Source organism: Rhodococcus oxybenzonivorans (assembly GCF_003130705.1).
Taxonomy (GTDB): domain Bacteria; phylum Actinomycetota; class Actinomycetes; order Mycobacteriales; family Mycobacteriaceae; genus Rhodococcus_F; species Rhodococcus_F oxybenzonivorans.
This window is the reverse complement of record NZ_CP021354.1, coordinates 5,769,400-5,795,303: the sequence shown is the minus strand read 5'-3', so window position 1 is coordinate 5,795,303 and position 25,904 is coordinate 5,769,400. Positions and strand designations below refer to the sequence as shown.

The 25,904-nt window shown below is 64.6% G+C and carries 25 protein-coding genes; 20 read left to right on the top strand and 5 right to left on the bottom strand.

Annotation, left to right across the window (positions count from 1 at the left end):
- Nucleotides 1-3 precede the first annotated feature (3 nt).
- The 4 genes from CBI38_RS26765 to CBI38_RS26750 are packed head-to-tail and all read right to left on the bottom strand — an operon-like array spanning nt 4 to nt 4,196.
- Nucleotides 4-807, bottom strand: a complete 804-nt coding sequence (locus CBI38_RS26765) for an enoyl-CoA hydratase/isomerase family protein (RefSeq protein ID WP_109335388.1) — start codon at nt 805-807, stop codon at nt 4-6.
- Nucleotides 804-1,565: a crotonase/enoyl-CoA hydratase family protein gene (locus CBI38_RS26760; protein ID WP_109333675.1), complete on the bottom strand. Its 762-nt coding sequence runs from the start codon at nt 1,563-1,565 to the stop codon at nt 804-806. The genes CBI38_RS26765 and CBI38_RS26760 overlap by 4 nt, the downstream gene beginning before the upstream one ends.
- A 10-nt stretch (nt 1,566-1,575) precedes the next feature.
- The gene (locus CBI38_RS26755; RefSeq protein ID WP_109333673.1) at nt 1,576-2,631 is read right to left on the bottom strand and encodes an MBL fold metallo-hydrolase; all 1,056 of its coding nucleotides are present in this window, start codon (nt 2,629-2,631) and stop codon (nt 1,576-1,578) included.
- Entirely contained in the window at nt 2,628-4,196 is a 1,569-nt protein-coding gene (locus tag CBI38_RS26750; protein WP_109333671.1) for a long-chain-fatty-acid--CoA ligase, read from the bottom strand. The genes CBI38_RS26755 and CBI38_RS26750 overlap by 4 nt, the downstream gene beginning before the upstream one ends.
- Nucleotides 4,197-4,819: 623 nt before the next feature.
- On the opposite strand from CBI38_RS26750, the gene CBI38_RS26745 reads away from it, so the two are divergent.
- From CBI38_RS26745 to CBI38_RS26680, 14 genes are all read left to right on the top strand, one after another.
- Complete coding sequence (locus CBI38_RS26745; RefSeq protein WP_109333669.1) at nt 4,820-5,692, top strand: SDR family NAD(P)-dependent oxidoreductase; 873 nt, start codon at nt 4,820-4,822, stop codon at nt 5,690-5,692.
- A gap of 14 nt (nt 5,693-5,706) precedes the next feature.
- A complete protein-coding gene (locus tag CBI38_RS26740; protein ID WP_109335387.1) occupies nt 5,707-5,940 on the top strand; it encodes a ferredoxin in 234 nt (77 codons plus the stop codon).
- 6 nt (nt 5,941-5,946) lie between these two features.
- Nucleotides 5,947-7,176, top strand: coding sequence for a cytochrome P450 (locus CBI38_RS26735; RefSeq protein ID WP_109333667.1), 1,230 nt, complete (start codon nt 5,947-5,949; stop codon nt 7,174-7,176).
- A 171-nt stretch (nt 7,177-7,347) separates the two neighbouring features.
- Nucleotides 7,348-7,950, top strand: coding sequence for a TetR/AcrR family transcriptional regulator (locus CBI38_RS26730; RefSeq protein WP_109333665.1), 603 nt, complete (start codon nt 7,348-7,350; stop codon nt 7,948-7,950).
- A gap of 461 nt (nt 7,951-8,411) precedes the next feature.
- Entirely contained in the window at nt 8,412-9,473 is a 1,062-nt protein-coding gene (locus CBI38_RS26725; RefSeq protein WP_109333663.1) for an ABC transporter ATP-binding protein, read from the top strand.
- A gap of 83 nt (nt 9,474-9,556) precedes the next feature.
- Nucleotides 9,557-10,363, top strand: a complete 807-nt coding sequence (locus CBI38_RS26720; protein WP_109335386.1) for an ABC transporter permease — start codon at nt 9,557-9,559, stop codon at nt 10,361-10,363.
- Nucleotides 10,364-10,412: 49 nt separating this feature from the next.
- Entirely contained in the window at nt 10,413-11,240 is an 828-nt protein-coding gene (locus CBI38_RS26715) for an MlaE family ABC transporter permease (RefSeq protein ID WP_109335385.1), read from the top strand.
- A 4-nt stretch (nt 11,241-11,244) separates the two neighbouring features.
- Nucleotides 11,245-12,333: an MlaD family protein gene (locus CBI38_RS26710; protein WP_109333661.1), complete on the top strand. Its 1,089-nt coding sequence runs from the start codon at nt 11,245-11,247 to the stop codon at nt 12,331-12,333.
- The gene (locus CBI38_RS26705) at nt 12,330-13,343 is read left to right on the top strand and encodes an MlaD family protein (protein ID WP_109333659.1); all 1,014 of its coding nucleotides are present in this window, start codon (nt 12,330-12,332) and stop codon (nt 13,341-13,343) included. The genes CBI38_RS26710 and CBI38_RS26705 overlap by 4 nt, the downstream gene beginning before the upstream one ends.
- Nucleotides 13,340-14,356 (top strand): MlaD family protein, encoded by a 1,017-nt coding sequence (locus tag CBI38_RS26700; RefSeq protein ID WP_335743605.1) that lies wholly within the window; start codon nt 13,340-13,342, stop codon nt 14,354-14,356. The genes CBI38_RS26705 and CBI38_RS26700 overlap by 4 nt, the downstream gene beginning before the upstream one ends.
- Nucleotide 14,357: 1 nt before the next feature.
- Entirely contained in the window at nt 14,358-15,389 is a 1,032-nt protein-coding gene (locus CBI38_RS26695) for an MlaD family protein (protein WP_109333655.1), read from the top strand.
- Nucleotide 15,390: 1 nt separating this feature from the next.
- Nucleotides 15,391-16,398 carry an MlaD family protein gene (locus CBI38_RS26690; protein ID WP_109333653.1) on the top strand — a complete coding sequence of 336 codons (1,008 nt, stop codon included), beginning with the start codon at nt 15,391-15,393 and terminating at the stop codon, nt 16,396-16,398.
- Complete coding sequence (locus tag CBI38_RS26685) at nt 16,395-17,354, top strand: MlaD family protein (RefSeq protein WP_109333651.1); 960 nt, start codon at nt 16,395-16,397, stop codon at nt 17,352-17,354. Before CBI38_RS26690 ends, CBI38_RS26685 begins: the two co-directional genes overlap by 4 nt.
- A 69-nt stretch (nt 17,355-17,423) precedes the next feature.
- Complete coding sequence (locus CBI38_RS26680) at nt 17,424-18,047, top strand: hypothetical protein (RefSeq protein ID WP_109333649.1); 624 nt, start codon at nt 17,424-17,426, stop codon at nt 18,045-18,047.
- A gap of 45 nt (nt 18,048-18,092) precedes the next feature.
- Here the strand turns inward: CBI38_RS26680 and CBI38_RS26675 are convergent, their stop codons facing one another.
- Entirely contained in the window at nt 18,093-18,695 is a 603-nt protein-coding gene (locus tag CBI38_RS26675) for a TetR/AcrR family transcriptional regulator (RefSeq protein WP_109333647.1), read from the bottom strand.
- A gap of 71 nt (nt 18,696-18,766) precedes the next feature.
- On the opposite strand from CBI38_RS26675, the gene CBI38_RS26670 reads away from it, so the two are divergent.
- The 6 genes from CBI38_RS26670 to CBI38_RS26645 all read left to right on the top strand — a co-directional run bounded on the left by CBI38_RS26670 (nt 18,767) and on the right by CBI38_RS26645 (nt 25,902).
- Nucleotides 18,767-19,948 carry an aromatic ring-hydroxylating oxygenase subunit alpha gene (locus CBI38_RS26670; RefSeq protein WP_109333645.1) on the top strand — a complete coding sequence of 394 codons (1,182 nt, stop codon included), beginning with the start codon at nt 18,767-18,769 and terminating at the stop codon, nt 19,946-19,948.
- On the top strand, nt 19,945-20,706 hold the full coding sequence (locus CBI38_RS26665) for an enoyl-CoA hydratase/isomerase family protein (RefSeq protein ID WP_109333643.1): 762 nt from the start codon (nt 19,945-19,947) through the stop codon (nt 20,704-20,706). The genes CBI38_RS26670 and CBI38_RS26665 overlap by 4 nt, the downstream gene beginning before the upstream one ends.
- Before the next feature lie 41 nt (nt 20,707-20,747).
- Nucleotides 20,748-21,422: a PaaI family thioesterase gene (locus CBI38_RS26660; RefSeq protein ID WP_109335384.1), complete on the top strand. Its 675-nt coding sequence runs from the start codon at nt 20,748-20,750 to the stop codon at nt 21,420-21,422.
- Entirely contained in the window at nt 21,419-22,654 is a 1,236-nt protein-coding gene (locus CBI38_RS26655) for a CaiB/BaiF CoA transferase family protein (protein WP_109333641.1), read from the top strand. The genes CBI38_RS26660 and CBI38_RS26655 overlap by 4 nt, the downstream gene beginning before the upstream one ends.
- Nucleotides 22,655-22,889: 235 nt before the next feature.
- Nucleotides 22,890-24,431: a class I adenylate-forming enzyme family protein gene (locus CBI38_RS26650; protein WP_109333639.1), complete on the top strand. Its 1,542-nt coding sequence runs from the start codon at nt 22,890-22,892 to the stop codon at nt 24,429-24,431.
- Between the two features lie 64 nt (nt 24,432-24,495).
- Nucleotides 24,496-25,902: an MFS transporter gene (locus tag CBI38_RS26645; RefSeq protein WP_109335383.1), complete on the top strand. Its 1,407-nt coding sequence runs from the start codon at nt 24,496-24,498 to the stop codon at nt 25,900-25,902.
- Nucleotides 25,903-25,904: the final 2 nt, after the last annotated feature.

Genomic DNA, 25,904 nt, shown 5'->3' with positions numbered 1-25,904 from the left:
CGGTCATCGTACGGAAGCCGTGGTCGCGCCCGGCACTACCCATTCGCCGGTGAACGCGGGAGGGCGTTTCAGGGCGAACGCCCGGAAGGCGTCCGGCGCATCGGTTGCGAAGTTGACGGCCTGCGCTCGCGCCTCGTTGTCCAGCGCCTCGCGCAGCGACGAGGACGACCCCTGTTCGAGCAACCGGGCCGATTGCGTCACCGCGACGGGCGGTCCGGCGGCGAGCCGGCGCGCGAGGTCCTGCGTCACCGTCCGCAGCTCGGAGGGTTCGGCGAGCACCGATACCAGTCCGAGAGCGTGGGCCTCGGCGGCGTCGACCATGTCGGCGAGCATCACCAGGCGCTTGGCCTGGTGTAACCCCACGAGCCGGGGAAGCACCCACGACCCGCCGAAGTCGACCGACAGTCCCCGTTTCGCGAAGATCTGACTGAACTTCGCGGTGGTGGAGGCCACCACGAGGTCGCAGAGCAGGGCGAGATTCCACCCGGCACCCACGGCGTAACCCTCCACCTGGGCGATCACCGGCTTCGGAAATTCGGCAAGGGTCGCGGCGACGGAATTGATCGTCCGCATCCGGTCGAGAGGATGCTGTCCAGTCCGTCGTTCGACGTCGGCGCCCGTGCAGAAGTTGCCGCCGGCACCGGTGACGATGACCGCACGGATGTCACGCTCCGCTTCGAGCACACGCAGAGCGTCCTCGAACTCGACGAACGCGTCCAGGGTCAGCGCGTTCATGCGGGCGGGCCGATTCAGAGTCACGGTGGCCACAGCGCCGTCGCGGGTCACCGATACCGTGTCCCCGCTCATCGGCCGGACCACACGGGTGAGCGCTTCTCGGCGAATGCACGCGCACCTTCCTGCGCATCCTCGGATGCGAACACCGGGTCGAGGTACTGCCGCTGCGCGGCAAACGCGTCGGGGTCGGTGTATCGGGCAGCCATCGCAACGACCTGCTTGGTGGCCCGGACCGCGAGGGGACCGTTGGCGGCGACGCGCGCGGCGAGCGCGCGTGCGGTGGAAAGTGCCTCGCCGGGTTCGGTGAGGTGGTTGACGAGGCCGTGCGCGTGGGCCGTTTCCGCTGTGAGCGGGTCGCCGGTGATCGCCATCTCCATGGCGATCGGGTAGGGCAGCACCTTGGGTAGCCGCAGCAAACCGCCTGCGGCTGCGGCCAATCCGCGCTTCACCTCGGGAATTCCGAACTTGGCGTCCCTCGCCGCGACGATGATGTCGGCCGACAACGCCAGCTCGCACCCGCCGGCCAGAGCCCAACCCTCCACGGCGGCGATCAGTGGCTTCGTCGGTGGGGCCTCGGTGAGCCCGCCGAAGCCCCGCCCCGGCAGTGACGGGCGTTCGCCGCGGGAGAAGGCCTTGAGATCCATTCCGGCGCAAAATGTCCCGCCGGCGCCGGTGAGAATGGCGATGGTGAGGTCGGGGCGCGCTTCGAACTCGTCGACGGCGGCGGCGAGGGCCTTGGCCACCTCGAGGTCGACGGCGTTCTTCGCTTCCGGGCGGTTGAGGGTGATGACGGCGACGCCATCGGCGAAATCGGTGAGAACCACCTTCATGGGTGTCCTTCTACGGTGTCGGGGTGATGGGAAGTGACCAGCGTTCCGGATGGCCGCCGAGCGAGCGGATGTGTCCGCGGCCGGCGAGTACCAGCAGGTGGGCATGCGTTTCGCGAACCGCGAGACGCAGGAGACGGTCGGACATTGAATCGAACGGGCGCGACCACGACACGTTCGTCGAGATCTCCCACGCCGTCGACTCGGGGCGGTCGCGGAGGGCGGCGACAATTTCCGTGAACCGCTCCTCGTGGTGACTCATCAGCTGCTGCGCCCGGTCGGCGATGCCGCGGAAGCGGTACTCGTGGGCGGGTAGCACCAGTCCGTCCGGCATGGTGGTGGTGGTGTGCAGCGAGAGCAGGTAACGGTGCAACGGGTTGTCCAGCTCGCCGGGGATTGTGGAGATGTTGGGACTGATGCGGGGCAGCATGTGGTCGCCACTGAACAGCAGTCCGTGGCGTTCGTCCACGAAGGTCAGATGGCCAGGAGTGTGGCCCGGTGTCCAGACCGCCCGCAGATCCCAGCCGGGCAGGTTCAGCGAAACGCTGTCGTCGAGCACCACGTCGATGTACTCGCCGGGGCCGAATCGGACCAGATCGACACGGGCGGCGGCGCGAACCCCGGCAGGTGCACCGAGCCGGTCGAGCTGTATTTCCCACGTCCGTTCGTCGGCGGTCTCGTCGTCCGGGGTGCGGTGGCCGAGAAGTGTAGCGTCCGCAGCGTGCATCGCGAGGGCGGCGCCGCTCATCTCCCGCAGCCGCGGTGCGAGACCGAAGTGATCGGGGTGCAGATGGGTGACGGCGGCATACCGGACGTCGGTGACGTGGTGCCCCGTCTGTGCGATACCGTCGCAGAGAGCCAGCCATGACTCCTCGGAGTCCCAGCCGACGTCGATCAGCGCGAGTCCGTCGGGGAGCGCCAGTGCGTAGATCAGCACGTAGCGCAACGGGTTTCGGGGCATCGGCACCGGAATCGACCACAACCCCGGGCGCACGCTCTCGACCGGTGGCAGCACCCCGCGGGCCCACGCCTCGCGCTGAACGGTGCCGACCTCTTCGGTGACGATCACGACGGCACCCCCTCCGCCGCACTGAGGTTTTCGCGTAACGCGCGCTTGAGGACCTTGCCGCCGGCGTTGCGTGGCAGCGCCGTCACGAATCGAATGTGCCGCGGTTTCTTGTACGACGCGAGCCGCCCGGCGCTGAAGTCGAGAAGTTCGGCGACGGTCGGGTCGGCGCCGTCGGCCACCCGGATCACGGCGGTGACGGCTTCACCCCACGTCCGGTCGGGAACACCGATCACGGCGACCTCCGCCACCGCGGGATGCTCGGCCAGCACCGACTCCACCTCGATCGGATACACGTTCTCACCCCCGGTGATGATCATGTCTTTCACCCGGTCGGTGACGAACAGATATCCGTCGGCGTCGAGATGCCCGATGTCGCCGGTGCGCAAGAAACCGTCGGGAGCGAAGAGTCGCGCTGTCTCGTCCGGTCGGTGCCAATAACCTGCGACGTTGTTGCGCGAGCGGCAGACGATTTCGCCGGACACCCCGGCAGGGAGATCGGCGCCGGTGGCGATGTCCCGGATCGCCAGCTCTACGCCCGGCATCGGCGTGCCGGCGGAGCGCAGCAGGTAGGCACGGTCACCGGCCGGATCGTGGTCCTCGGCGGTGAGTGCCGTGACCGATCCCGTCGTCTCCGTCATCCCGTACCGCTGCACGAAGGCGCAGCCGAACCGGTCGAGGGCGCGGCGCAACAGGGTGGGAGTGATCGGCGCCGAACCATAGGCGATCAGTTGGAGACTGGACAGGTCGCGCTCGCCGAGCCCCGGTAGGTCCAGCAGCATCTGGATCGCCGAGGGAACCAGGAACGCATGGGTGATGCGGTGCCGTTCGACGAGTTCGGCGACGTGGCCCGCGTCGAAGGCGTCGAGGAGAACCACGTGCACTCCCGCGGACAGGCTGGTGCTCAGCCACCCTGCCCCGGCGATGTGGAACAACGGCAGGGCGTCGAGGGCCACCGAGTCGGTGCGCCACCGGTAGATCCGCAGCGCCTCGGGCTCGTTGTGGAGATTGCGGTGCGTCGCGACCACGCCTTTGGGTGCGCCGGTGGTGCCCGACGTATACAGCTGAAGCAACTCCGCGTCCGGATCGTCGCCCAGTCCCGGGTCGGTGTCGCTGCCCGAAGCGGCGAGCCGATCCCACGTCCACACCCCCGGCAGGATTCTCTCCGACACGTCGTCGACGAGTACGACGACCAGACCGGGAAGCGCTTCGCGTACTGCTTCGGCCGTCTTCGCGAACTCGGCCTCGACGATCAGCACCTCGAGCGCCGCGTCGACGGCGATCGCCGCAGCCTCGGCGGCGGGCAGGCGCCAGTTCAGCGGCACGAACACGAGCCCGGACTTGGCGGCGGCGACGAAGCACTCCGCACCCTCGAGGCGCATCCGCAGCAACGCCCCGACACGTGCACCGGAACCGGATGCCAACGACGACAGCGCTGACGCGATACGAGTCGTCCGCCGGTCGAACTCCGCGAACGTGAGGGTGGTGTTTCCCCACGTCACCGCCGGCGCGTCGGGGCGTTCGGCGGCATGGTGCCGGACGCGTTGGGGAAGATGCAGCCCATTCACAAATGCTCTCCTCGAAGACTGGGGGACCCGACGCCCGGTACCACGTCCCGCCAGTCGACCACCCCGCCGAGCCGGTGACAAAGACGCGTGACCGTACGGACACTTAGCGATCGCCTATGGATGCGGAAAGTCCGAGCCGGTGTGAGGCTTGACACATAGCGACGCTGACATCTAACGTAATTTGTATCACTGTTAAACGCAGTGCGCGTTCCACTGATCCGGTCTTCAGGCGATAGGGGCTCACGTTGGTCACCTGAGTAACGCAATTCGGCAACGATGCGAGTCGCGTCTCGGCGCGTGTCCGATCGGCGTGCTGGGGCAGAACCGGCTCGAGGCAGTCGGCCCTGACCCGGAGTGCTCGCCTGTGTAAATGCCTTGGAAACAACAGTTTTCACTGTGTTGGGGCACCGTCCAGACCTTCAACCGCCGAAGAAAAGTGATTGACGTCTCACAGCCTAACGGTATAAGGTTTACGCGGATCGGAGATGCAGCCGCACTCGATCCTCTCGACCGGCGACAGCCCGCCGTCGAGGGTCGGGACAGTCTCGTCTCCCGATGTCGCCGGACGATGTCCCACACTGCGAGTCTCCGGCATCCTGACGAACCATCACAGAGGAGTTCACATGAAGCTTCAGGACAAAGTCGCCGTCATCACCGGAGGAGGATCCGGCCTCGGACGCCAGGGAGCGCAGCTGTTCGCCTCGGAAGGGGCGAAGGTGGCGGTCGTCGACATCGACGGCGACCGGGCTGAGCAGACGGCGAAATTGGTTGAGCAGCAGGGCGGAACCGCGATCGCCATCACCGCGGACGTGAGCGACGAGGCCGCGGTCTATCGCAGTGTCGAGACGACCGTCGATCGCTTCGGCAAGCTCGACATCATGTGGGCCAACGCCGGAGTGATCTCCCGTGGGGGTGTCCCGTCGGTGGCGGGGGGTGAGCACGTCGAGTTTCAGGACCTCACGGATGCCGACTGGCAGCAGGTTCTCGGAGTGAACCTCAGTGGCGTCGTGTACTCCTGCAAGGCCGCGGTGCCGGCCATGCGAGCCAATGGCGGAGGCGCGATCCTGGCAACGTCGTCGGCCGCTTCGTTCGCCGCCTATCACAGTATCGCCATGTATTCGGCGACGAAAGCCGGTGTGAACGGCTTGGTTCGCGGGCTCAGTCTTGATCTCGGACGCTACGGGATTCGTGTCAATGCCCTCGCCCCCACACACGGGATGTCTCCGAACTTCCTCATGGGCCCGGGGGCTCCGGTGATCGGTCAGTCCTACGAAGAGACCGCAGGGCCATGGGATTCCGGCGTCTCGCCGATTCCTCTCAAGCTCCAGCGTCCGCCCTCACTCGTCGACAACGCGAAGGTCGCACTCTTCCTCGTCTCGGACGACTCCGCCTACATTTCGGGTCTGACGCTGCCCGCGACTGACGGCGGAACCCTGTCCCGGGTGGCAATGATGTTCGAAGAGGACGCCCCGAATCCGACTCTCTCCGACGCCTGATGGAGCGTCAGACCATGACCATTCATGCGCAGAAGAGTGCGCCGTCGTTGAAAGTCGACCGATCCGCCTGTGCGGGCCACGGCCTCTGCTACGGAGCGGCGCCCGACTTAGTCGACAGTGACGACCAGGGTTATCCCGTCGTCGTTGCCGAACCGGTTCCACAGGAGCTACGAGACCAACTGGGTGCCCTCGTCGAGATGTGCCCCGAACGCGCGCTGAGCGTCGAATTTCCGACTTCGAAAGGCTGAGAAGCAGTGACCACAACCCATTTACCCGAACAGCTCATCGTGGACTTCGATGTCTACGACCAGTCCTTGGCCATGCCCGAGGATGTGTTCCAGGAACGCGCCGCCGCGCTGAGGGCACTCGGCCCGGTCGTGTACTCGAATGCGCACGGTGGGCACTGGATCGTGACACGTTACGAGGAAATCCACCAGATCCTGCGTGATCCCGAAACCTTCTCGAGCTACCCGAACAACCTGGTGAACGCGGGCCAGGGAAAGTTCATTCCGATCGAGCTCGACCCGCCGGAGCACACGTACTACCGGCAGGCACTGCAACCGCTGTTCAGTCCCAAGCGGATGAAAGAACTCGAGCCACGGATCCGAGACGTCATCAATGAGCTCATCGACGACTTCGCGGCACGCGGGGAGGCCGAGTTCATCTCGGAGTTCGCCCATGAATTACCGACTCGGGTGTTCCTCGCCCTCATGGGCTGGCCGCTCGAAGACGCCGAGATGTTCACCAAGACGACAGACGTTGCCCTGCAGGGCATTCCCGGTGGAACGGAAGCTGAATCCGCGAAGGCCCGCGAGGATGCGGCCAACCAGATCTTCGGATACTTCGGTGCCATCGTGGCCGGCGTGCGTTCGGGTGAGATCACCTCGGACAGCCTGACCGCACAGATCATCAACACCCCGATCGAGATGGAGGACGGGGTACGGCTGCTCACCGACGAAGAGCTGTACCGCATGTTCTTCCTCCTACTCATCGCGGGTCTGCACACTGTCCAGGGGTCACTCGCCTGGGGCATCATCCACCTGGCGAACAATCCGGGCCAGCGTCAGGAAATCGTGGACGATCCCGACACGATCCCGGGCGCGGTCGAAGAGATCCTGAGAATCGAAGCCGCGGTCATCGCCGGCAGGCGGGCAACTCGCGACGTCGAGATCGGCGGAGTCACGATCGCGGAGGGGGACCAGCTCATCGTGCTGCTCTGCTCGGCGAACCGTGACGGCGGCGAGTTCGAGGATCCGGACGAGCTGAGGATCGACCGCTCACCGAATCGGCACCTGTCCTTCGGTGCCGGGCCGCACCGGTGCATCGGCTCGCACCTGGCACGAATCGAGCTCGAGCTGGCCATGGAGGAGATCCATAGGAGGCTGCCCGACTACCGCCTTGTTCCGGAGGACCCGCCGATCCTGCATGCGACCCAGGTTCGCGGTTGCATCCGGCTTCCGATCACCTTCACCCCTTCGTCCTGAGGCGACAGAGGCAGTTGTCCGTGGTCACGAGGGCCTACGGACAACTGCCCACTCCTTTGGTGTAATGAACAGGCGCAGTCGGCACCGGCGATGGAACATCTGACGTGTATTGTCATTTGTATCGCGGCTGATCGGGGTGGCCGGTCGGAAATGACGGTGTCTGGAGCGAGGATGGCAAGAAGGAAGAGCGCCGGGGTGCTGAGTCAGGACGCCGATGTCGCACGATCTCAGATACTCGTAGCCGCCCAGACGATGATTCTTCGTTTCGGGATCTCGAAGACCACGATGGAAGACATCGCCAAGGAGGCGGGGGTATCCCGCCCGACCGTCTACCGGTATTTCCAGGACCGCGAGACACTCACCACCGAGTTGATCAGGTGGCGTTCGCGTCAGACACTCGAGCGTGGCCGGAAATTCCTGATGGAGTGTGCGACGTTCGAGGATCGGCTGATCGAAGGCCTCATCTACCTGGTCTACGACGGCATCAATGATCCGATTGTGCGCATTCTCGTCAGCCCGGAGCACGTCGGCGGTGACTCTTGGCTCGAGACCATCCCGCTCGCCACAAGTCTGACCACGGAACTGTGGGGTCCGATCTTCGACCAGGCCAAAGAGAGCGGCGAGATGAGAGCGGAGATCGACACGGATGAGGCATGCTCATGGATCACTCTCGTGCAGCTGATGCTGGCGCCGAGGCTCGACAATTCGGACCCGAGCGATCCGTCCCACCGGCAGATGATGCGGAGATTCGTCCTTCCCGCCTTCCTGCCGTAATCCCCGGTTCGCGAACCTGGCTTACGCCCGTCCGTGCCGAAGTTGAAGCCGTGTCCCCGAAGGGGGCACGGCTTCGCTGTTCGTGCGGAGACCGTTCTACCTTGTAAATCTAATGTTCATAGCCTCGCTCTGCAATGAGATGCCGGCCCGAGGCAGCTCGAGTGAGTGAGATCGACTGCTCAGGAACGTATTTCACCATTCTCGTTCTTGCTCTTGCCTCGACGGCCAGCGGGCGTATAACGTATGACGCGGAACGTAATTTGTATCACAGCGTGAAGTTGTGAACCCGGCGCGACCGACCGCTGTGCGATGAAAAAGGCTGTCCGCGAACTTATTGATCATGTATCTGCCGATACGCCGTGCGATTCTGGCGTGTGCGAGGCAGGCCCCATGGTCTGGCCGGAAGCAGCATGTGCTCTGCAATATCCGATCCGGTGTTGAGGCCTGAATACACGGAGGTAATGGTGGGTGTCGAGGTATCCGTCGAGGGACTGACCAAGTCGTTCGGCTCGCAGAGGATCTGGCAGGACGTCACGTTGACCCTTCCCTCTGGTGAGGTCAGTGCGCTGCTCGGGCCGTCGGGTACGGGTAAGTCGGTGTTTCTCAAGTCGTTGATCGGTCTGCTCCGCCCAGAGCAGGGCTCGATCGTGATCGACGGCACCAACATTCTCGAGTGCTCGTCCAAGGAGCTCTACGAGATCCGGAAGCTGTTCGGTGTGCTGTTCCAGGACGGTGCCCTGTTCGGGTCGATGAACCTGTTCGACAATGTGGCGTTCCCGCTGCGCGAGCACACGAAGAAGTCCGAGTCCGACATCCGCAAGATCGTGATGGAGAAGATGGAACTCGTCGGCCTGCTCGGGGCCGAGGAGAAGCTGCCCGGTGAGATCTCCGGTGGTATGCGCAAACGTGCCGGCCTGGCCCGCGCCCTGGTACTGGATCCGCAGATCATTCTCGTGGACGAGCCGGACTCGGGTCTGGACCCGGTGCGCACCACCTACATCTCGCAGACGTTGATCGACATCAACGCCGAGATCGACGCGACCATTCTGATCGTCTCGCACAACATCAATCTCGCGCGGACGGTGCCGGACAACATCGGCATGCTGTTCCGTCGGCATTTGGTGATGTTCGGTCCGCGGGAGGTGCTGCTCACCAGTGAGGAGCCGGTGGTCAAGCAGTTCCTGAACGGCACGATGATCGGTCCGATCGGGATGTCGGAGGAGAAGGACGAGGCGCAGATGGCGCAGGAGCAGGCGATGGTCGACGCCGGTCACCATGCCGGTGGTGTCGACGACGTCGAGGGGATCGTCCCGCAGATGAAGGCGACGCCGGGGATGCCGTTCCGGCAGGCCGTGGCCCGTCGGCAGGAACGCGTCCGCCACATCATGCACATGCTGCCCGAGAACGCCCAGATTGCCATCCACCAAAGCCTCGGAGCCTCCCGCCTCGACGAAGGGTATCTGACCGACGTCGACCAACTTACCTATGGAACAGCGATATTCGAGAGAGGAGTTGCACAGTGACGGGCGTAATTCCGCAGAGTTTCGTGGACCCAGCGCCGAAAAGTCCCACTGCATCGGAGAAGCGACGGCGACCGCGTTTGTCTATCCAAGCGGTGGCGACATACCTGAAGGAAACACCGATTCGAAGTCTCGCCACGCTGGGCCGCTCGGCCGAACTCGCCGCGAACATCCTGAGACACACCGTATCCGACACGATCGCGCTGCGCTTGCCCCTCGAGGAGGTGACCACTCAGATGTGGAAGCTCCTCAAGGTCACCGCACTTCCCGCGCTGCTGATGGCGGTGCCGATAGGTGCCGAGGTATCGGTCCAAGTCGGTGGAATCATGAACCAGGTCGGTGCCAATTCGCTGGCAGGCGCCGCCAGTGGACTGGGCGTCGTGGGGCAGGGGGCGCCGATGGCGGCGGGACTCCTGATGAGCGGCGCCGCGGCATCGGCTATCGCCTCCGATCTCGGTGCACGCGCGATCCGCGAAGAAATCGAAGCGATCCGGGTCATGGGAATCGACCCGGTCCAGCGGTTGGTCGTTCCGCGGTTCATCGCGATGATCGCCATCGCACCGATGCTGTGCATCGTGATCGTCGCGGCGGGTGTGTCCGCCGGGCTGGTGATCTCGGCGAATGTCAACGATGTGGTGCCCGGCAGTTTCTGGCAGTCGTTCGGCTCCTTCGCGACACCGACCGATCTGGCCTTCTCCGTGCTCAAGTCGGTAATCTTCGCAGCGCTCGTGGTGTTGATCGCAAGCCTCAGAGGTCTCGAAGCGAAGGGCGGTCCGAAAGGAGTCGCCAACGCGGTCAATGCCTCGGTGGTACTCAGTGTCTTCTGTATCTTCATGACGAATCTCATGATCAGTCAGCTGCAGATGATGTTCTTCCCGGCTCGGTTGGCGTGACGTGAACACACATTCCACGCATCGCGCAGGTTCCGCCGGTGGGGTCCTACTGCAACCGATTCGCTCGCTGGGTCGCGCTGCCACCTCGGGTATCGAGGAGGTCGGGCAGGTCACGGTTTTCGTCGTCAAGACCGTCGCGCTGTTGCCGAAAACAGTGAGGCATTATCGCAAGCAGACCATGATCACCATGAACAACATGGCGTGGGGCAACGGATCTCTCGTTGTCGACGGTGGCGTGGTGAGTCTCATGTTCTTTCTCGGGTTGGCCGTCGGGGCCGTGGTGGCGATTCAGGCATTCATGGCCTTCGATCTCCTGGGTTTCGGAGCATTGACCGGCATCATCGGGTCGTTCGGGAATGTCAGGGTCATCGCCCCGATCATCACGGGAATCGGATTCGCCGCTCAGGCCGGCTGCCGAATGACTGCGGAGATCGGCTCGATGCGCATCTCCGAAGAGATCGACGCCACCGAATCGATGGGTTTGCAGGCTATTCCGTTCGTGGTCGGGACACGGTTGATCGGGAGCATGCTCATCGTGATTCCCGGCTATTTGATGGCACTGGTGGTCAGTTTCATCACCGGAGGGCTGATTATCAAGACTTTTCATCGACAGCCCTCGGGGACCTACGATCACTACTTCAGTCAGTTTCTCAGTGTCCCCGACCTCGTGGCTTCGCTGCTCAAAGCCGTCGTCTTCTGTGCCGTCGTCACCATGATCCACTGCTACTACGGATACTTCGCCGGTGGCGGGCCCGCAGGTGTGGGTGCGGCGTCCGGACGGGCGATTCGAGCAAGCCTCGTTGCGATCGTCGTCCTGAATTTTTTGATGACTGTCGCTATCTGGGGTCTGAGTCCCGAGCTGGTGTTCAAAGGATGAGGAAATGAATAGAGCGAGGAGTCAGGACTTCCTGAGGGGGGTGCCCGGACGCCAGGCCCGAGTGCTGCACGCGGCGGGGCTGGGGGTCGTCGCGACGACCTGCGCAGTGATCATCGCTGCCGTCTGGGTGCATCCGGGCAGCGATGAGCCGGATGGGTTGCCGATCAGCATCGACGTCCCCTACGTGGGACCGGGTGTCGACTCCGGCACGAAGGTGATCTTGCGCGGCGGCGAGGTCGGCGTCGTCACCGGCCTCGAACGCACGGGCGCCGATTCCGTTCGCATGGATCTTCACCTCGACCCGGATCAGATCGGCGGTCTGACCGATGCATTCGACGTCGACTTCCGGCCGCAGAACTACTTCGGTTCTACAGCCGTCAATCTGGTCGCAATGCCCGGCGGATCCGGCCTGGAGGCGCATCGCGAGCTGGACCGCACGCCCACAGGGGATTACACGATGTCGACCATGATCGAGAAGGGTTCATTGACCGTCGACGGCACGCTCACAGAGTCGATAATCGCCGGCATGGACGAGGTCGTCCGATATACCGACGGTCTGACACCCATGTTTGATGCCGGGCTGCTGCTCGCCGACCGCATCGCGCACACTCAGCGGGCGCTGCCCAGCGACCTGCTCGGGCATTTCAACGACATACTCGAGGTGTTTCCGGCGTTCAATCGCCAGGCGATCGATTCGCTCACCCACATCTACAACAGCACCTACAACCGACGGCCGGACGGCTCGGTCGGGGTGGACGACCCGTTCATGGACGAAACCGACGCCGGTCTGACCCTTGCGGCCGGACAGCTCTTCGGGCAGGCGGGACAGCTGCTGAAATCTCACGGTGACGAACTGACACCTGTCACCGGAGTGGTCGCAGAACTCGCCGGGGTGATACCGCACCTTCACGGCGGTGGGATGCGCCCCGAGCGGCTGCGCGAGGCGCTCGGACGCCTGGACTCGGTGTTCGAGGACAGCGGCGACGGACAGCGACTCAACCTGCGAATCGTCCTGGACGACATGCCGGCACTGGCGGCGCCGTTGGCATACCCTGATGCCGCGGCGCTGTCAGGGGACGGAGCCGGCCGATGAGTAGCCGAACCAGATACATGGTCACCGTCGTCAAGCTCGCTGTCGCAGCCGTGGTGTCGGTCCTGCTCTTCATCATCGTCATCAGTGCGATGAAGAGCCCGGTGACAGGCGAGACACGCAGCTATACAGCCCAATTCACCGACGTCTCCGGACTGGGTGCACACGGGGACATCCGGACCAAGGGTGTGAGAATCGGCAAGGTGGAATCGGTCGAGCTGATCCGGGAGGGCGGGCGCAGTCTCGCGGAAGTGCACTTCACGATGGAGGAGCAGTATCAACTCACCTCCGACACGATCCTTGCGGTGAAGTATCAAAACCTCACGGGTGTTCGCTACATCGACGCCCAATTTCCCGACAGTCCAGGAGAAGTAGTCGATCAACTGCCTGCCGACAAGACGCGGCCGTCGTACGACATCACCGAGTTGTTCAACGGACTGCAACCGGTGCTGTCCACCATGAACACAGACGACATCAACAGGTTCACGGAAAACGCGATCTCCCTACTACAAGGAGACGGGAACGGACTGTCACCGATGCTCGAGGACGCGCAGAAGCTCGCCGAACTCGCCCACGACCGCGAACAGGTCATCTCGACCCTCACTGGCAACCTTGCACGAATCTCGGACAGCATGGGAGGCCGCTCGCCCGAAGTCATCGAGTTCCTGCGCTCGGTGAGTTTCCCCATTGCGAAGGCGATGACGGTCATCGAGGAGTTCCCTAAAACGGCTGCATTCGGCCCGGAGTTCCTGACACCCATCAAGCGGTTGATCGATGCCCTCGGTCTGCAACCGGGACTGGACGTCGAGAAATTGCTCTCCGACGCATTTGCGTCGGTACCGGACACAGCGGAAGCGTTGCGACTCCTGCCGGTCACCTTCGCCGGACTACAGGTGCCGCAGGCCGCCGTGGCCGGCCCGGGCGGCCTCCGGTGTACGAACGGAGTGGCCCAGCTTCCCACCGAGGTCGAGGTCCTGCTCAGGGGAAGCGAGGTCGTCGTATGCAACCCATGACGTCACGCCATCCCCGACGCCTGGGGCGGGCGATGAACGCTGCGCGGTCGCTGATCGGCCGGGAGGTCGCATTCGGCGCAGGCGTCGTCCTACTGGTTGTGGTTGCGCTCACCACAACCGCCGTACTTTATGCCCATCCCGCAGGGCAACAATCCTTCTCCTTCCGCACTGACGACGCCTCCTCGATCGACCTGGGCCAGGACGTCCGAGTAGCCGGCATCGGCGTCGGAACTGTCACGGACGTATCGATCGAACCGGAGTCCGTACTGGTGACAGCGGAGATCGACGACGAGGTGCCGGTCGGCTCCGACTCCCGAGTCGAGGTGCGCATGCTCACCCCGGTCGGCGGATACGCGATCACCCTCGTCCCGCTCGGTGATCGACCGCTCGGTGACGCCGCGTTACCCGTCGAGCAAGTCAGCGTTCCGTATTCGATCGGCGATGTGCTCCAGGCTGCGCCGCACACGACCGACAACATTGTGGGCGGCACCGTCGATGCGAACCTCGACGAGGTCGCTCGGGCCCTGCAGGAGAACCCGACATCTCTCGCCTCGATGATCTCGGGACTGACCAGCATCGCCCGCGTGATGGATCACCAACGTGCACAGGTCCGCACGATTGCCGACCTTGCCGCGGAGTATCTCCGGAGCTTCGAGGCCGATCGGGACATGGTGTTCGAATTGATACGCGAGATCGACGTGGTCCTGTCGACGTACAACACCACGCACGCCGGTTTCAACGAGGCATACCGCCTGCTCGGCAACGTTCTGATGACGATTCAGCCCTTCGAGTCGTTCTATCTCGACCACAAGACGGAGGTACTCGCAGCGGTGAACCATGCGAAGGCTGTGATCGACGAGTTCCGGACATCGATGAACCCCGCCCTCGACAATCTTCAGTCGTTGCGCGCTCAGCTCGCCGAATGGCTGACACCCGAAGGACTCGCCGCGATCAAGGGCGGCACACTTCTGACGTCGGACTTCTGTGTGCCCGTTCCCGGACGGACGTGCTGAGATGACCGACAACTTCGGATCGAGGGTCAAGACGCTGGCTGTAATCTGTGCGGCCGCCGTTGTCGGCGGCGTCGGTGTGGCAGTGGCGACGACGGGAGAACCGGCAGACCGGACGACTTTCTGTGCGTTCATGCCGGACGCCGTCGGCCTCTACGCCGGCAACCCTGTCACCCAGATGGGTTACGAGGTCGGCCGTGTCGAAAGTATCGAACCGCAGGGTGACCACGTGCAGGTCACCTTTTCGCTCGCGAGCGGCCGGACCTATCCGCACGATGTCAGAGCGGTCACCCGCTCGAAGTCGTTGCTGGCTGATCGGAGCCTCGAATTGGTCGGCAACTACGCATCCGGCCCGATGCTCGAGCCGGAACAGTGTATTTCGCTCGAGCACAGCCACACTCCGAAGAGCATCTCCGAAATTGCCGGCTCGGCCGCCGATTTCATCGATGCGATCGCACCGGACGACGGGCAGGAGAGCATTCGGGCGACAGTGCTCGGTCTCGACGAAGCGCTCCGCGGACAGGGGGAGAACGCCGCAGACATGATGAGGCATGCGGCCGCGGCCGCGGCCGATCCGGACAAGCTCATCGCCGACATCGGCTCGTCGATCGCGAACATGGCTCCACTGACGGATGAAGCGCTACGTCGGTGGAGTTCGATTCGATCGATCGTGGAGCAGATGCCCGCAGTCGTGGCCGCGGGTATCGATCTGTGGCCCGGAGTCATCGAGGTCTGCGAGGGAATAGGTTGGCTGGTAGCAACTTTGGACGATATTCAGCGAAACTACGGGGCTGACATCTGGCCGTTCGTGCATGGACCGGCGACCGACGCCCTGAAGCTGGCCGCCACGCGATCGAACGACATCGCAGGCCTGATCTCGACGATACCGTCGGTCACCCCGTTCCTCGCACAGCAGACAACGCGCGACGGCGCGCTCACCATTGGCTATCAGCCACCGACCGTGGCACTGACTACCGCCGGAACCGAGGTGCCGATCACTCGGCTACTCGACCAAGTCCTGGCGGGAAGGAACTGAGATGAACCGGTCGAGAAGAGCGCGTCAGCTTCTGGGTGTGGTATCCGTGAGTGCGGTGGTGCTGACAGTGCCGGCATGTTCCCTGGGACCGGACGATCTGCCGTCGGTCCGCGGCGGCGTAGGGGAAACGTACGATCTGTCGCTCGAGTTCACCAGCGTGATGAATCTGCCTGCCGGCGCCGACGTCGTGATGGACGGACTTCGGGTCGGGGAGGTTCGTTCCCTCCAGGTATCCGAATCGACTGTGACGGTGTCGGCGGGAATCAGCAGCGGCACAGACATTCCCGCCGATGCGAGGGCGATCGTCCGTCAAGACACTTTGCTGGGCGACACGTACATCGCCGTCACCGATGACGGAGAGAAGAACTCGACCGGGTATCTGCCCGCCGGTGGCACGATCCCTGTCGAGCGCACCATCTCGCCACCGCAATTGGAGGACACCATCGCCGTGTTGGCGAACTTCGTCAACGGCGGCAGTATCCAGCGGATCGAGGACGTGATGGCCCGGGTGAACTCCGTGGTGCCGCCGCTCCCGGCCGTGCGCGACGTGGCGTCCGTGGCGGCGCTGGACATGGACGACCTCGCTACGCGGACGCAGGAGATCGATCGGATGTTGACGGGGCTCAACGAGACCGCACTGTCATTCGACGACCGCACCGACGCCCTGTCCGCCATGTTCGACAGTTCCAGCGTGCACTACTGGCGGCGACTCGCGATCTCGGTCGTGTCCCACATCGGCCAGATCCTGCCGTCGGTCGGCAGCGTCTACGAAGGCGGACTGTGGATGGTTCCCATGCTGAACTCCCTGGCCGACACGGGAGACGTGGCTCGGGGAGTCTGGGACGAGGCGCCGGATACGACCGTCGTGTTGTCGCGCTTTCTGCGTAACAGACTGGTGCCGTTCGTCCAGAAACCGTCCGTCGAGATCGAAGGTATCGAATCTGCCGGGGGAGACCAGATCGTGGCCGACGCAGAGAACCTGCTGCGCATGCTGGGAGCGGTGAAATGACTGTCAAGACGCCGTTGTCGATCCTCGGCATGGTGGTGATCGCCGTGTTGTCGTTTCTCTACATGGACCGGGCGGGTTTGCATGTAGGCCGGTTCGAGGAGGCACGCACTGCCACGCTGGACGTGCCGGACACCAACGGACTCGTGGTCGGCTCACGTGTCTTGCTTCGGGGGGTGGCGATCGGGCACATCAGCGACATGACGGCCTCTGCAGATCACATCGAAGTCTCATGGAATTATGAGAGTGATCGGTCGATCCCCGCCGACAGCGAGTTCCGTGTCGACAATCTGTCGGCCCTGGGCGAACCGTATCTCGCTGTGCTGCCCTCTTCCGACGCGGGACCGTACCTCCGGGACGGAGACACCGTCCCTGCGACGCAGGTGGTGGTACCGACGACGTTCAAGGAATTGTCGGAGCGCCTGACCAGGCTGCTCGAACAGGTGGAGCCCGCGCGGGTACAGGCGATCTTCGACACGATCGATGTGGCATTGCCCGACGACTTCGCGGTCCTGAACAATCTCACGCGTGCCGGCGAGTTGCTCGCAGCGACGCTCACCCAGCAGTCCGACAATCTCACGACGCTGTTCGACACGCTGCAACCGTTGCTGATGGAGAGCACTACCGTCCCGGAGGGATTGCGGGGTGCGACACCGATCGTCGCCGAATTCGGAAGCGGGTTCCACGACGTGCTCGGCGGAATCCGGTTCGCCACCGAGAAGGGCCCGCTGCGCGACGGGATCGCTTACGGAGCAAGTCCTTTCATCGGGGAGCTGCAGACCTTCCTCGACCACACCGCCCCGGATCTTCAGGTGATCGGAGTAAATCTTCTCCCCTCGGTCCAGGCAGGAGCGGCCGCGATGCGGACCGTCGACGTGGGGCGGTTACTCGACAATGTGATGGCGTCCACCACATCCGGAGATGCTATGACAGTCCATTTCAGCCCGCCCGGACCGTAAACACGACCGGACACGAGACACAACCGATCGTTCACCCTGGCGATCGGGCAGCCCACCGAAAGGCGAACGATGCAGAAAACCCTCGAGCTCACGAAATCCGATACCACTGCCCCCGAGAGCGACCATTCGCGCCGTGAGGGTTCGGCGGACGTGCGTACCGGACCCAGGAACGTCCCCCTACGCTCCGTGGTTATCGGGGGACTGATCACGATTCTCGTAGTCGCACTCGCGCTGCTCGGGTGGCAACTTCGGAACACGACGAACGAGCTCGGACAACTCCACGATGCTGCGGCGAATAGGCATGAGGCAGAACGGATCGCCCTCGACTACGCCACCGGGGCCGCCGAAATGGATTTCCGCGACCTGCCCGCATGGCGAACACGGCTGACGGCAGGTACCGCCCCGGAACTGTCGAATCGCCTTTCCCAGGCGGCGATCTCGATGGAGCAGATCATTGCTCCGCTCCAATGGACGTCGAGCGCACAACCTATCTCGGCGAAGGCCGAACCGGGACCGGACGGAACCTATTCGGTGGATTGCTTCGTCAGCGTCCTGACGAAGAACAGCCAGGCGCCCGACGGGATCCAGTCGACGGCAACCTACAAGATGACCATCGACAGGGAAAACGAGTGGAAGATCACCGAAATCAGTGGAATCGGCACGGCTCTCGACGGTGACGAGGCGCCGCGGTAGCCCGAACATCGGGGCCCACTGCCGGCGGCAGCGTAGATCGCGTACTCAGTCGCCGGCAGGCAGAAGTGAGGGGATCAGGAAGGTGCGGATCTTCTCGCGGAATCGTTCCAGTGAGCCGGTGCCGCCGTTGAGTTGGCTGATACACATGATTTCGAGTTCCGAGATCCATTCGCAGAGCAGTGTCAGGTCGATGTCGGCGCGGATGTCGCCTGCCTCCTGCGCTTCACGCAGTATCGGCTCCCACAGTTCACTCGTCAGTTCGACGGCCTTGCCCGACGTGGTCAGCAGTGAGTTCGCCAGGGTCATTTCGGACGGGGAGACGAGAAGGTGAACCATGGGGTCGCGCAGACCGCTCTCCACGTTCTGACAGATGCCCTCGACGAGTCGCTCCTCGATCGTGGGCCACTTGGCGATGAAGGCGCGAGCAGGCGTCATATTCATGCGCGCACGCCGCGCGACCGACTCGATGATCAGACTTTCTCGGTCCGAAAAATACCGGTAGACGGTCGCGCGGGACATGTCCGCCGCGCGCGCGACGTCCTCCATGGTCGTCTTCGTTATTCCGAAGCGTTCGAAGCACGACTCCGCCGCGGTGAGGATTGTCGTGCGGACGTCGGTCGCGGGGTCGTTTCCAGTCCTTGCAGCCACCAGGGAACAGTACCGCCACAATTCTGGGTGAGACGCTAGACAACGAATGTCTCATGTGCCACCCTCGGTGTATGGAGCGAGAAGACAAGATCACACTCACCGAGCGGCTGATCGCGCATGTCGACAACAACAGCACCGACTACGCGGACGACCTGCTTCGAGTGCCGTTCTCGGTGTTCACCGACCCGGAGCTCGCCGAACGTGAACGCAAGGTGGTCCGGCGCCTGCCGCACATCGTCGCCCACGTCGACGAGCTGAAGAAGGCGGGCGACTTCGTCACCACCGAGCTGATCGGCACACCGTTACTGGTGGTGAAGCAGACGGACGGCAGCGTCAAGGCCTTCTCCAACGTCTGCCGGCATCGTGGTTCGAAGGTGGAGTTCGACGAATCGGGTTGTAAGCGCATCTTCAGCTGCCCGTATCACAACTGGGCGTACGGCCGCGGCGGAGATCTGCGGGGAATGCCGCACGCCGAAGGCTTCGACGGCATGGACCGCTCGCAGTACGGGCTCGTCGAGTTCCCCTGCGAGGTGCGGCACGGCCTGGTCTGGGTGGTTCCGACAGTCGGCGCCGATCTCGACATCGCCGGAATCCTCGGCGCCAAGCACGACGCGGAGGTGACGGCGACCGGAATGGCCGAGTCGTTCCAGGTGCGGAAGGAAACCTGGAAACTCGACATGAACTGGAAGATCGCCGTCGACGGGGTCCAGGACTCGTACCACCTCTGCCAGTTGCACACCAAGACCGTGTGCAATTACCTCGAGGGCAACATCACGGCATACGACCTTGTCGACCGCTCATGGCGAATCGTCGTGGCCCGCAAGTCGATCACCGAGGTTCGGGGTGCAGATCCGGACTCCTTCGACGTCCGCGACTACTCATTGGCGAACTACACGATCTACCCCGGCACGATGCTCGTGACGGAGCCCAACCACTTCGAGATCTGGACGATCGTGCCCGACACCGAAGATCCCAACGTGTCGTACTGCACCATTCGGCTCCTCTCGCCGAAGGAGCCCGAGACCCCGCGCGAGAAGCGGATCCTCGACAAGAACTGGGAGCTCCTCATGGAGACACTGCACGCCGAGGATTGGTTCGTCACGAAGACGATCACGGCCAATGCGGCGCACGGCCAGGTCGACGAGCTGATCTACGGACGGAACGAGCTGCCCGGTCAGGTTTTCCACAAGATGATCACCCGGGATGCCGAGGAGGTCGCTCGCGAGGAAGCGGCGGTCGGCGGTGTGAGGTGACGTCGGGCGACCTGCGTCGTTCGTCGCCGGCTCCCGGCGTGCTGCAGCTCGACCTCGCTCGCCCGGACGTGCACAACGCGATCTCGCTCGGGCTGCAACGCGAACTCGATGCCGCGCTCGCCGAGGCGGCGGGCGACCCGGCGGTTCGGGTCGTGGTGCTGGCGGGAGAGGGTCCGGCGGCGTTCTCCGCCGGATACGACCTGAAGGAACTCCGGGCGATGACTCCCGACGCCGGCACCCTGAGCATGCTCGAACGGGACGAGCTGTTGTGGAGGTACTTCACGTTCCCCAAACCCACCATCGCCGCTGTACACGGAATGTCCTACGGCGGGGGGACCCTGCTGGCGGTGTGTTCGGATCTGCGGGTGGGTGGCCCCGACACCCGCATCACCGTCAGCGCCGCGAAGTACGGCGGCGCCAATCTGACCTGGGTGCTCGACACGCTGATCGGCGCGGGACAAACCCGCGATCTGCTGATGACCTCACGAGCAGTGTCCGGCCAGGAGGCCTTCCGAATGGGGCTCGTATCCCGGTACGCGGCCGACGGCGACGTCCTCGGTACCGCGCTCGAGGCGGCCGAACAGATTGCGGCGCAGCCCCCGGAATCGATGCGCGAGATCAAGTCGCTGCTGCTCGAGGGGCCGGGGCAGGGTCTGCGGAGCCGGTACGACCGGGAGAACGCCGTGTCGCGCATGACGCTGCGACCGCGTCCGGTCGAGGAGATGTTCAGCTCGTACTTCGAAAGTCGGGCCCGATGACCCGCAGTTCGCCATTCCTCTCCACGGGAAGCGAGGTCCGGATGGACGCCACCGTCGCGGCGCACGACGACATCTGGAATCCGACTTGGGCAGACCCATTCGAACCGACCACCGACGGCGACGACGAATTCGCGGAGTTGACCGAGGCCCTGCGAGCCGTGCAGGAGGCTGTCACCCGCAGCCGGCCGAACCCTGATGCGGCGGGTCGCGCTGCGCGGACGCTGCGTGACCTCGCGGCGCGGCTCGCGGAGTTCGAGGTCGATGAAGACGAGCAGATTTCCGGCCGACGCTGGGATCTTCCCGGGCGAGGTCACACGCTCTCGCCTCCCCTCCACATCGACGAGGTGACAGAGACGCGGGCGCGTGGACACGTCACCGTCGGTAGATTCCATTCCGGGCGATATGCGATGAACGGTGGCGTGACGCCGCTGATCTTCGACGAGATTCTCGCGCGCCTCGCCAACAGTTCCGGCAGACCGTGGGCGCGCACGGCGTACCTGCGCGTCGACTACCGAGCTCCCGCCCCGCTCGGCGTCGAATTGCGAGTGGAGGCCGAGTTCGCCGGCCAGCATGGCCGCAAGCGCTTCATGCGCGGTGCGATGTATCACGGAGACGTCCTCGTAGCCGAAGTCGACGGACTCTGGATCGAGCTGAAACCCGATCAGACACACAATGTCTCGCTGACCGCCGGTCGGGGAGCGGAGGAGAGTTCATGAGTGGTTACTCGCTGTTGGACGGCGTTCGGATTCTCGAGGTCGCGCAGCTGGCGCCGGCATCGCTCGGCGGGCATCTCGCCGATCTGGGTGCCGACGTGATCAAGATTGAATCCGGCCCACTCGGGGACCCTGTGCGCGTGGGTGGCAGCCGTGCCGTCGGAGGCGAGGACGGTCCGGCGTTCATGCACTTGCGATGGAATCGCGGAAAGCGAAGCGTCGCGCTCGATCTGCGCACCCCCGAGGGCAAGCAGGCATTCCTCGACCTTGCGCGTTCGTGCGACGCGGTGATCGAGGGCATGCGAGGCGGGTATCTCGACTGGCTCGGTATCGGCTACGAGCAACTGCGACAGATGAATCCGGAGATCGTGCTGTGCACGGTGTCGGGCATGGGCACCGATGGCCCGTACCGCGGTCTCGGCACGGGTGGCCCGGTGTTCGACGCGTACGCCGGGCTCCGCGAGGTTTCCACTCCCGCGCAGCCGCCGACCGAGGGCATGGCGGGATCGACCGCGCCTCCGATCGCGATGTACGCGCTCGGCGCATACGGGGCGATGGGATTGCTCGCCGCATTGCACAAGGCCGGTGCCACCGGCGAGGGATGCCATGTCGAGGTGGCGGGCATCGATGTCGCCGCCGCGTGGATGCCGGACCTCGTGGATGCGGCGTTGAACGAGGATCGCTCGATTCCCCGTCCGACCTGGTTGCCGGACGGGCGACTGCCCGACTGGCCACGGCTCGAGGCCTACCGCACCAGCGACGGTGAGGCGATCCTGTTCGGGTCGCACGTGGAGAAGTTCTGGCACAACTTTCTGGTCGCGGTCGGGCGCGAGGACCTGATCGGGGTCGATCTCACCAGCACGGACGACGGCGCCCCTGCTCGCGCGGATCTGGTGTGGCGGGCGCTGACGGAAATCTTCGCGCAACGCACCCGCGCCGAGTGGGTGCAGCTGTTCCTGGACCACGGCATCGCCGGTGGCCCGGTCAACAGCGTCGCCGACATGCTCGCGGACCCGCACTTCCGGGCGCGGGAGAACACCTACCGGGTCGACTACCCGGGGGTTGGTGAGCTCGAGTTCATTGCCAGCCCGGTCCGCGTCGCAGGGGAGAAATTCGCTCCCGCCCTCCCGCCGGTCGTGGGCGCGGATACCACGGAGGTGCTGCGGGCGGTCGCGCAGTACGACGATCGGCGCATCGCCGCGGCGACGACGGACCCGGCGCGAGCACCCCGCTAGATGGCTTTCGCCGGTTGCATCCGGCGCATACCCCCGAAAACTGCACCCACGCGAAACCTACTGTGTGGGTGTAGTTTTCGTGACCACCACAGGGTCGATGTCGAGCCGCGAGAACCCCCAAATCGGACATTGCGTACCATGCCTACAACTGTTAGGTTTACGACACGCAGTGAGGGTGATCACACCCATCGACGCCGCGGCCGGGACGACCGGCTGACGACAACGAGGAGCACAGATGAATCTCGCGGACCTGACCCGGTTCTGGGGAAAAACGCGTTCGCAGCAGCAGGCGATCGTGTTCGGGGACACGTCGCAGACCTGGGCAGAGGTCGACGCGATCACCGATGCGCTTGCTCGCGGACTGGCGGCCCGCGGCGTCCGCAAGGGCGATCGTGTCGCCGTGATGATGCTCAACCGCCCCGAACTCGCGCATGTCATCCTCGCGACGCTGAAGCTCGGCGCCATCAGCGTCCCGCTCAATTTCCGGCTCACCGCCAAGGAGCTGGCGCCGATGGTGGTCGACTCCGCGCCGCGCGTGGTGATCGTCGAGGACGACTTCGCGTCGCTCCTCGAGGTCGCCGCCGAGGAAGCGGAGTTCGAGACCTACGCGATCGGGGGCACCGGCCACCAGCCGTACGAGCGGCTGATCGACCCCGGGACCGCGCCCGTCGTCGCCATCGACGCCGACGACCCCGGCTTCATCTGTTACACGTCGGGGACCACCGGGGTGCAGAAGGGCGCCCTGATCACCCACCGCAACGCGATGACCCCGGGCATCTCGCAGTCGATCACGTTCGGCTTCTCGTCCCGGGACCGGGTTCTGTGCTCGGCCCCGCTGGTGTACACCGGCTCGATCCTGTCGATCTTCATGCAGCTCGTCGTCGTGCCCGGCGCGACGATGGTCCTGCTCCGCGAGTACGACCCCGAGATCGCCCTCGACACCTTCGAACGCGAGCAGATCACGGCCACCACCACCGTTCCGGTGATCTGGGAACGGATGACGATGCTGCCCGACTTCGGCACCCGCACGCTCGCGAAGTTCACCTTCGCCGGCACGGGCGGTGCGCCGGTCAGCCTGGACCTCCTCGACTTCTACCGCTCGCACGGCATCCCACTCACCCAGTGCTACGGCCTGACCGAGGCGTCCGGCATGGTGTCGACCCTTGCCTACGAGGACGCCGTGTCGCGCCCTGGTTTCGCCGGGCTGCCGCTGGTCGGCACCCACGTCCGGATCGGCGATCCGGGAGTCGACACCCCGGCAGGGGAGGTCGGCGAGATCCTGGTCCGCGGCGAGCACGTGCTGCGGGAGTACTGGAACAAGCCCGAGGCCACCCAGGCGGCCCTCGCAGACGGGTGGCTGCGCACCGGCGACCTCGGCATGCAGGATGAGGGCGGATTCCTGAAGATCGTCGATCGCAGCAAGGACATGCTGATTTCAGGGGGTCTCAACGTCTATCCCGCGGAGATCGAGAAGGCATTGCACGGCATCGAGGGACTGGTCGACCTCGCGGTCATCGGCGTCAAGGACGACCGCTGGGGCGAAGTGCCGATGGTGGTGTTCCACAGTGAGCGTCCCGCCGAGGAGATCGTCGCCGACATCGCCGAGGTCGCCGGCGAGAACCTGGCGAAGTTCAAGCGTCCCAAGCACGCCGTCGCGCTGGGCGAGCCCCTGCCGCGCACCTTCTCCGGCAAGCTCGCCAAGCCCAACCTGCGCCAACGCTTTCCCGAGGTGCCCGGCGACGCACTCGCGGTCGAGGGCACCATCACACCGGTCTGAGGCGTTTCCGCTCAGCTCGAGGCTTCATCCCCCGCGGTTCCCCCTTCCGAGAGGAATGCACGTCGTGGCCCCAACTCGTGAAATAAACATTTCCCAACTCATCGACACCGCACCGGTGTCGGCCCTCCAGAAACGCGCCATCGGGCTGTGCCTGGCGCTCGCGATCCTCGACGGCATGGATGCCCAGTTGATCGGATTCGCGATTCCCGCGCTCTCCGAGGACTGGGGACTGTCCAAGGCGTCGTTCGGACTGCTCCTGGCTCTCAGCAGCGGCGCGATGGTCGTGGGCAGCCTGCTGTTCGGCCCCGTCGCCGACCGGTGGGGCCGGCGCCGGGTAATCCTGCTGTGCACGGTGCTGTTCGCAGTGTTCACGCTCGCGTCCGCATTTGCGCCGTCCATAGGCGTACTGATCGTGCTGCGCATCCTCGCCGGAATCGGACTCGGTGGTGTCACCCCGAACCTGATCGCCCTGACCAGTGAATACAGCCCCGCGCGCAGCCGCTCCACCCTGGTCACCATCGTTGTCGCGGGCATGTCACTCGGCGGCTTCCTCGGCGGACTCGCCGCCGCACAACTGATCCCGGCATACGGCTGGCAGTCGATCTTCGTGGCCGGCGGCGTTCTCCCGCTGATCGTGGCGGCACTGGCGTGGGCCGGACTCCCGGAGTCGGGCAAGTTCCTCGCAGCCCGCGGCGACCACGCCGGCGCCGCGAAGATCCTCTCGGCGATCGCCCCGCAGGCGGGCGTCACCGGATCGGTGACGTTCACCGTGGATACCGCCGTGGCCACCAAATCGCCCATCCGGGAACTCTTCGCCGGAGGCCGGGCGCTCGACACGGTGCTGCTGTGGGTCGTGTTCGTCATCAACTTCCTGGTGATCTACTTCCTGTTCGGATGGATGCCGTCGTTGTTCAGCCAGGCCGGGCAGAGCCCGTCGAACGCGATCCTCGCCGCGGCGCTGTTCAACCTCGGCGGGATGGCCGGAGCGCTGTCCATCGGGTGGATCACCGACCGGGTCGGCACCGCGTGGGCTCGATCCAGAGGGTCGGACGCCGCCTACGCGGTGGTGATGGCCGGATACACGCTCGGGGCCCTGTTCATCGGTGCCGTCGCGATGTTCCTGGCAAACTCCACGCTGTTGCTGATCACGATCTGCATCGTGGGATTCGGGATGTCCGGTAGCTCGGCGGGCATCATCGCGATTGCCGCGTCGATCTATCCGGTAGCGGCACGCTCGACCGGCATCGGCTGGGCCATGGGAATCGGGCGCATCGGGTCCATTGCCGGGCCCACCCTGGGCGCCGCCCTGATCGCGGCCGGAATGGATGCCCGCACGATCTTCCTGCTGATGATCGTGCCGACCGCCGGCGCCGTCCTCACCCTCGGTGCACTGTTCGTGCGGGAACGACTGCGCGGACGCACCGAGGCGGGGGTCGCGGAACCGGCGGCCGCACCGGCCGAGGCGCACTGAAC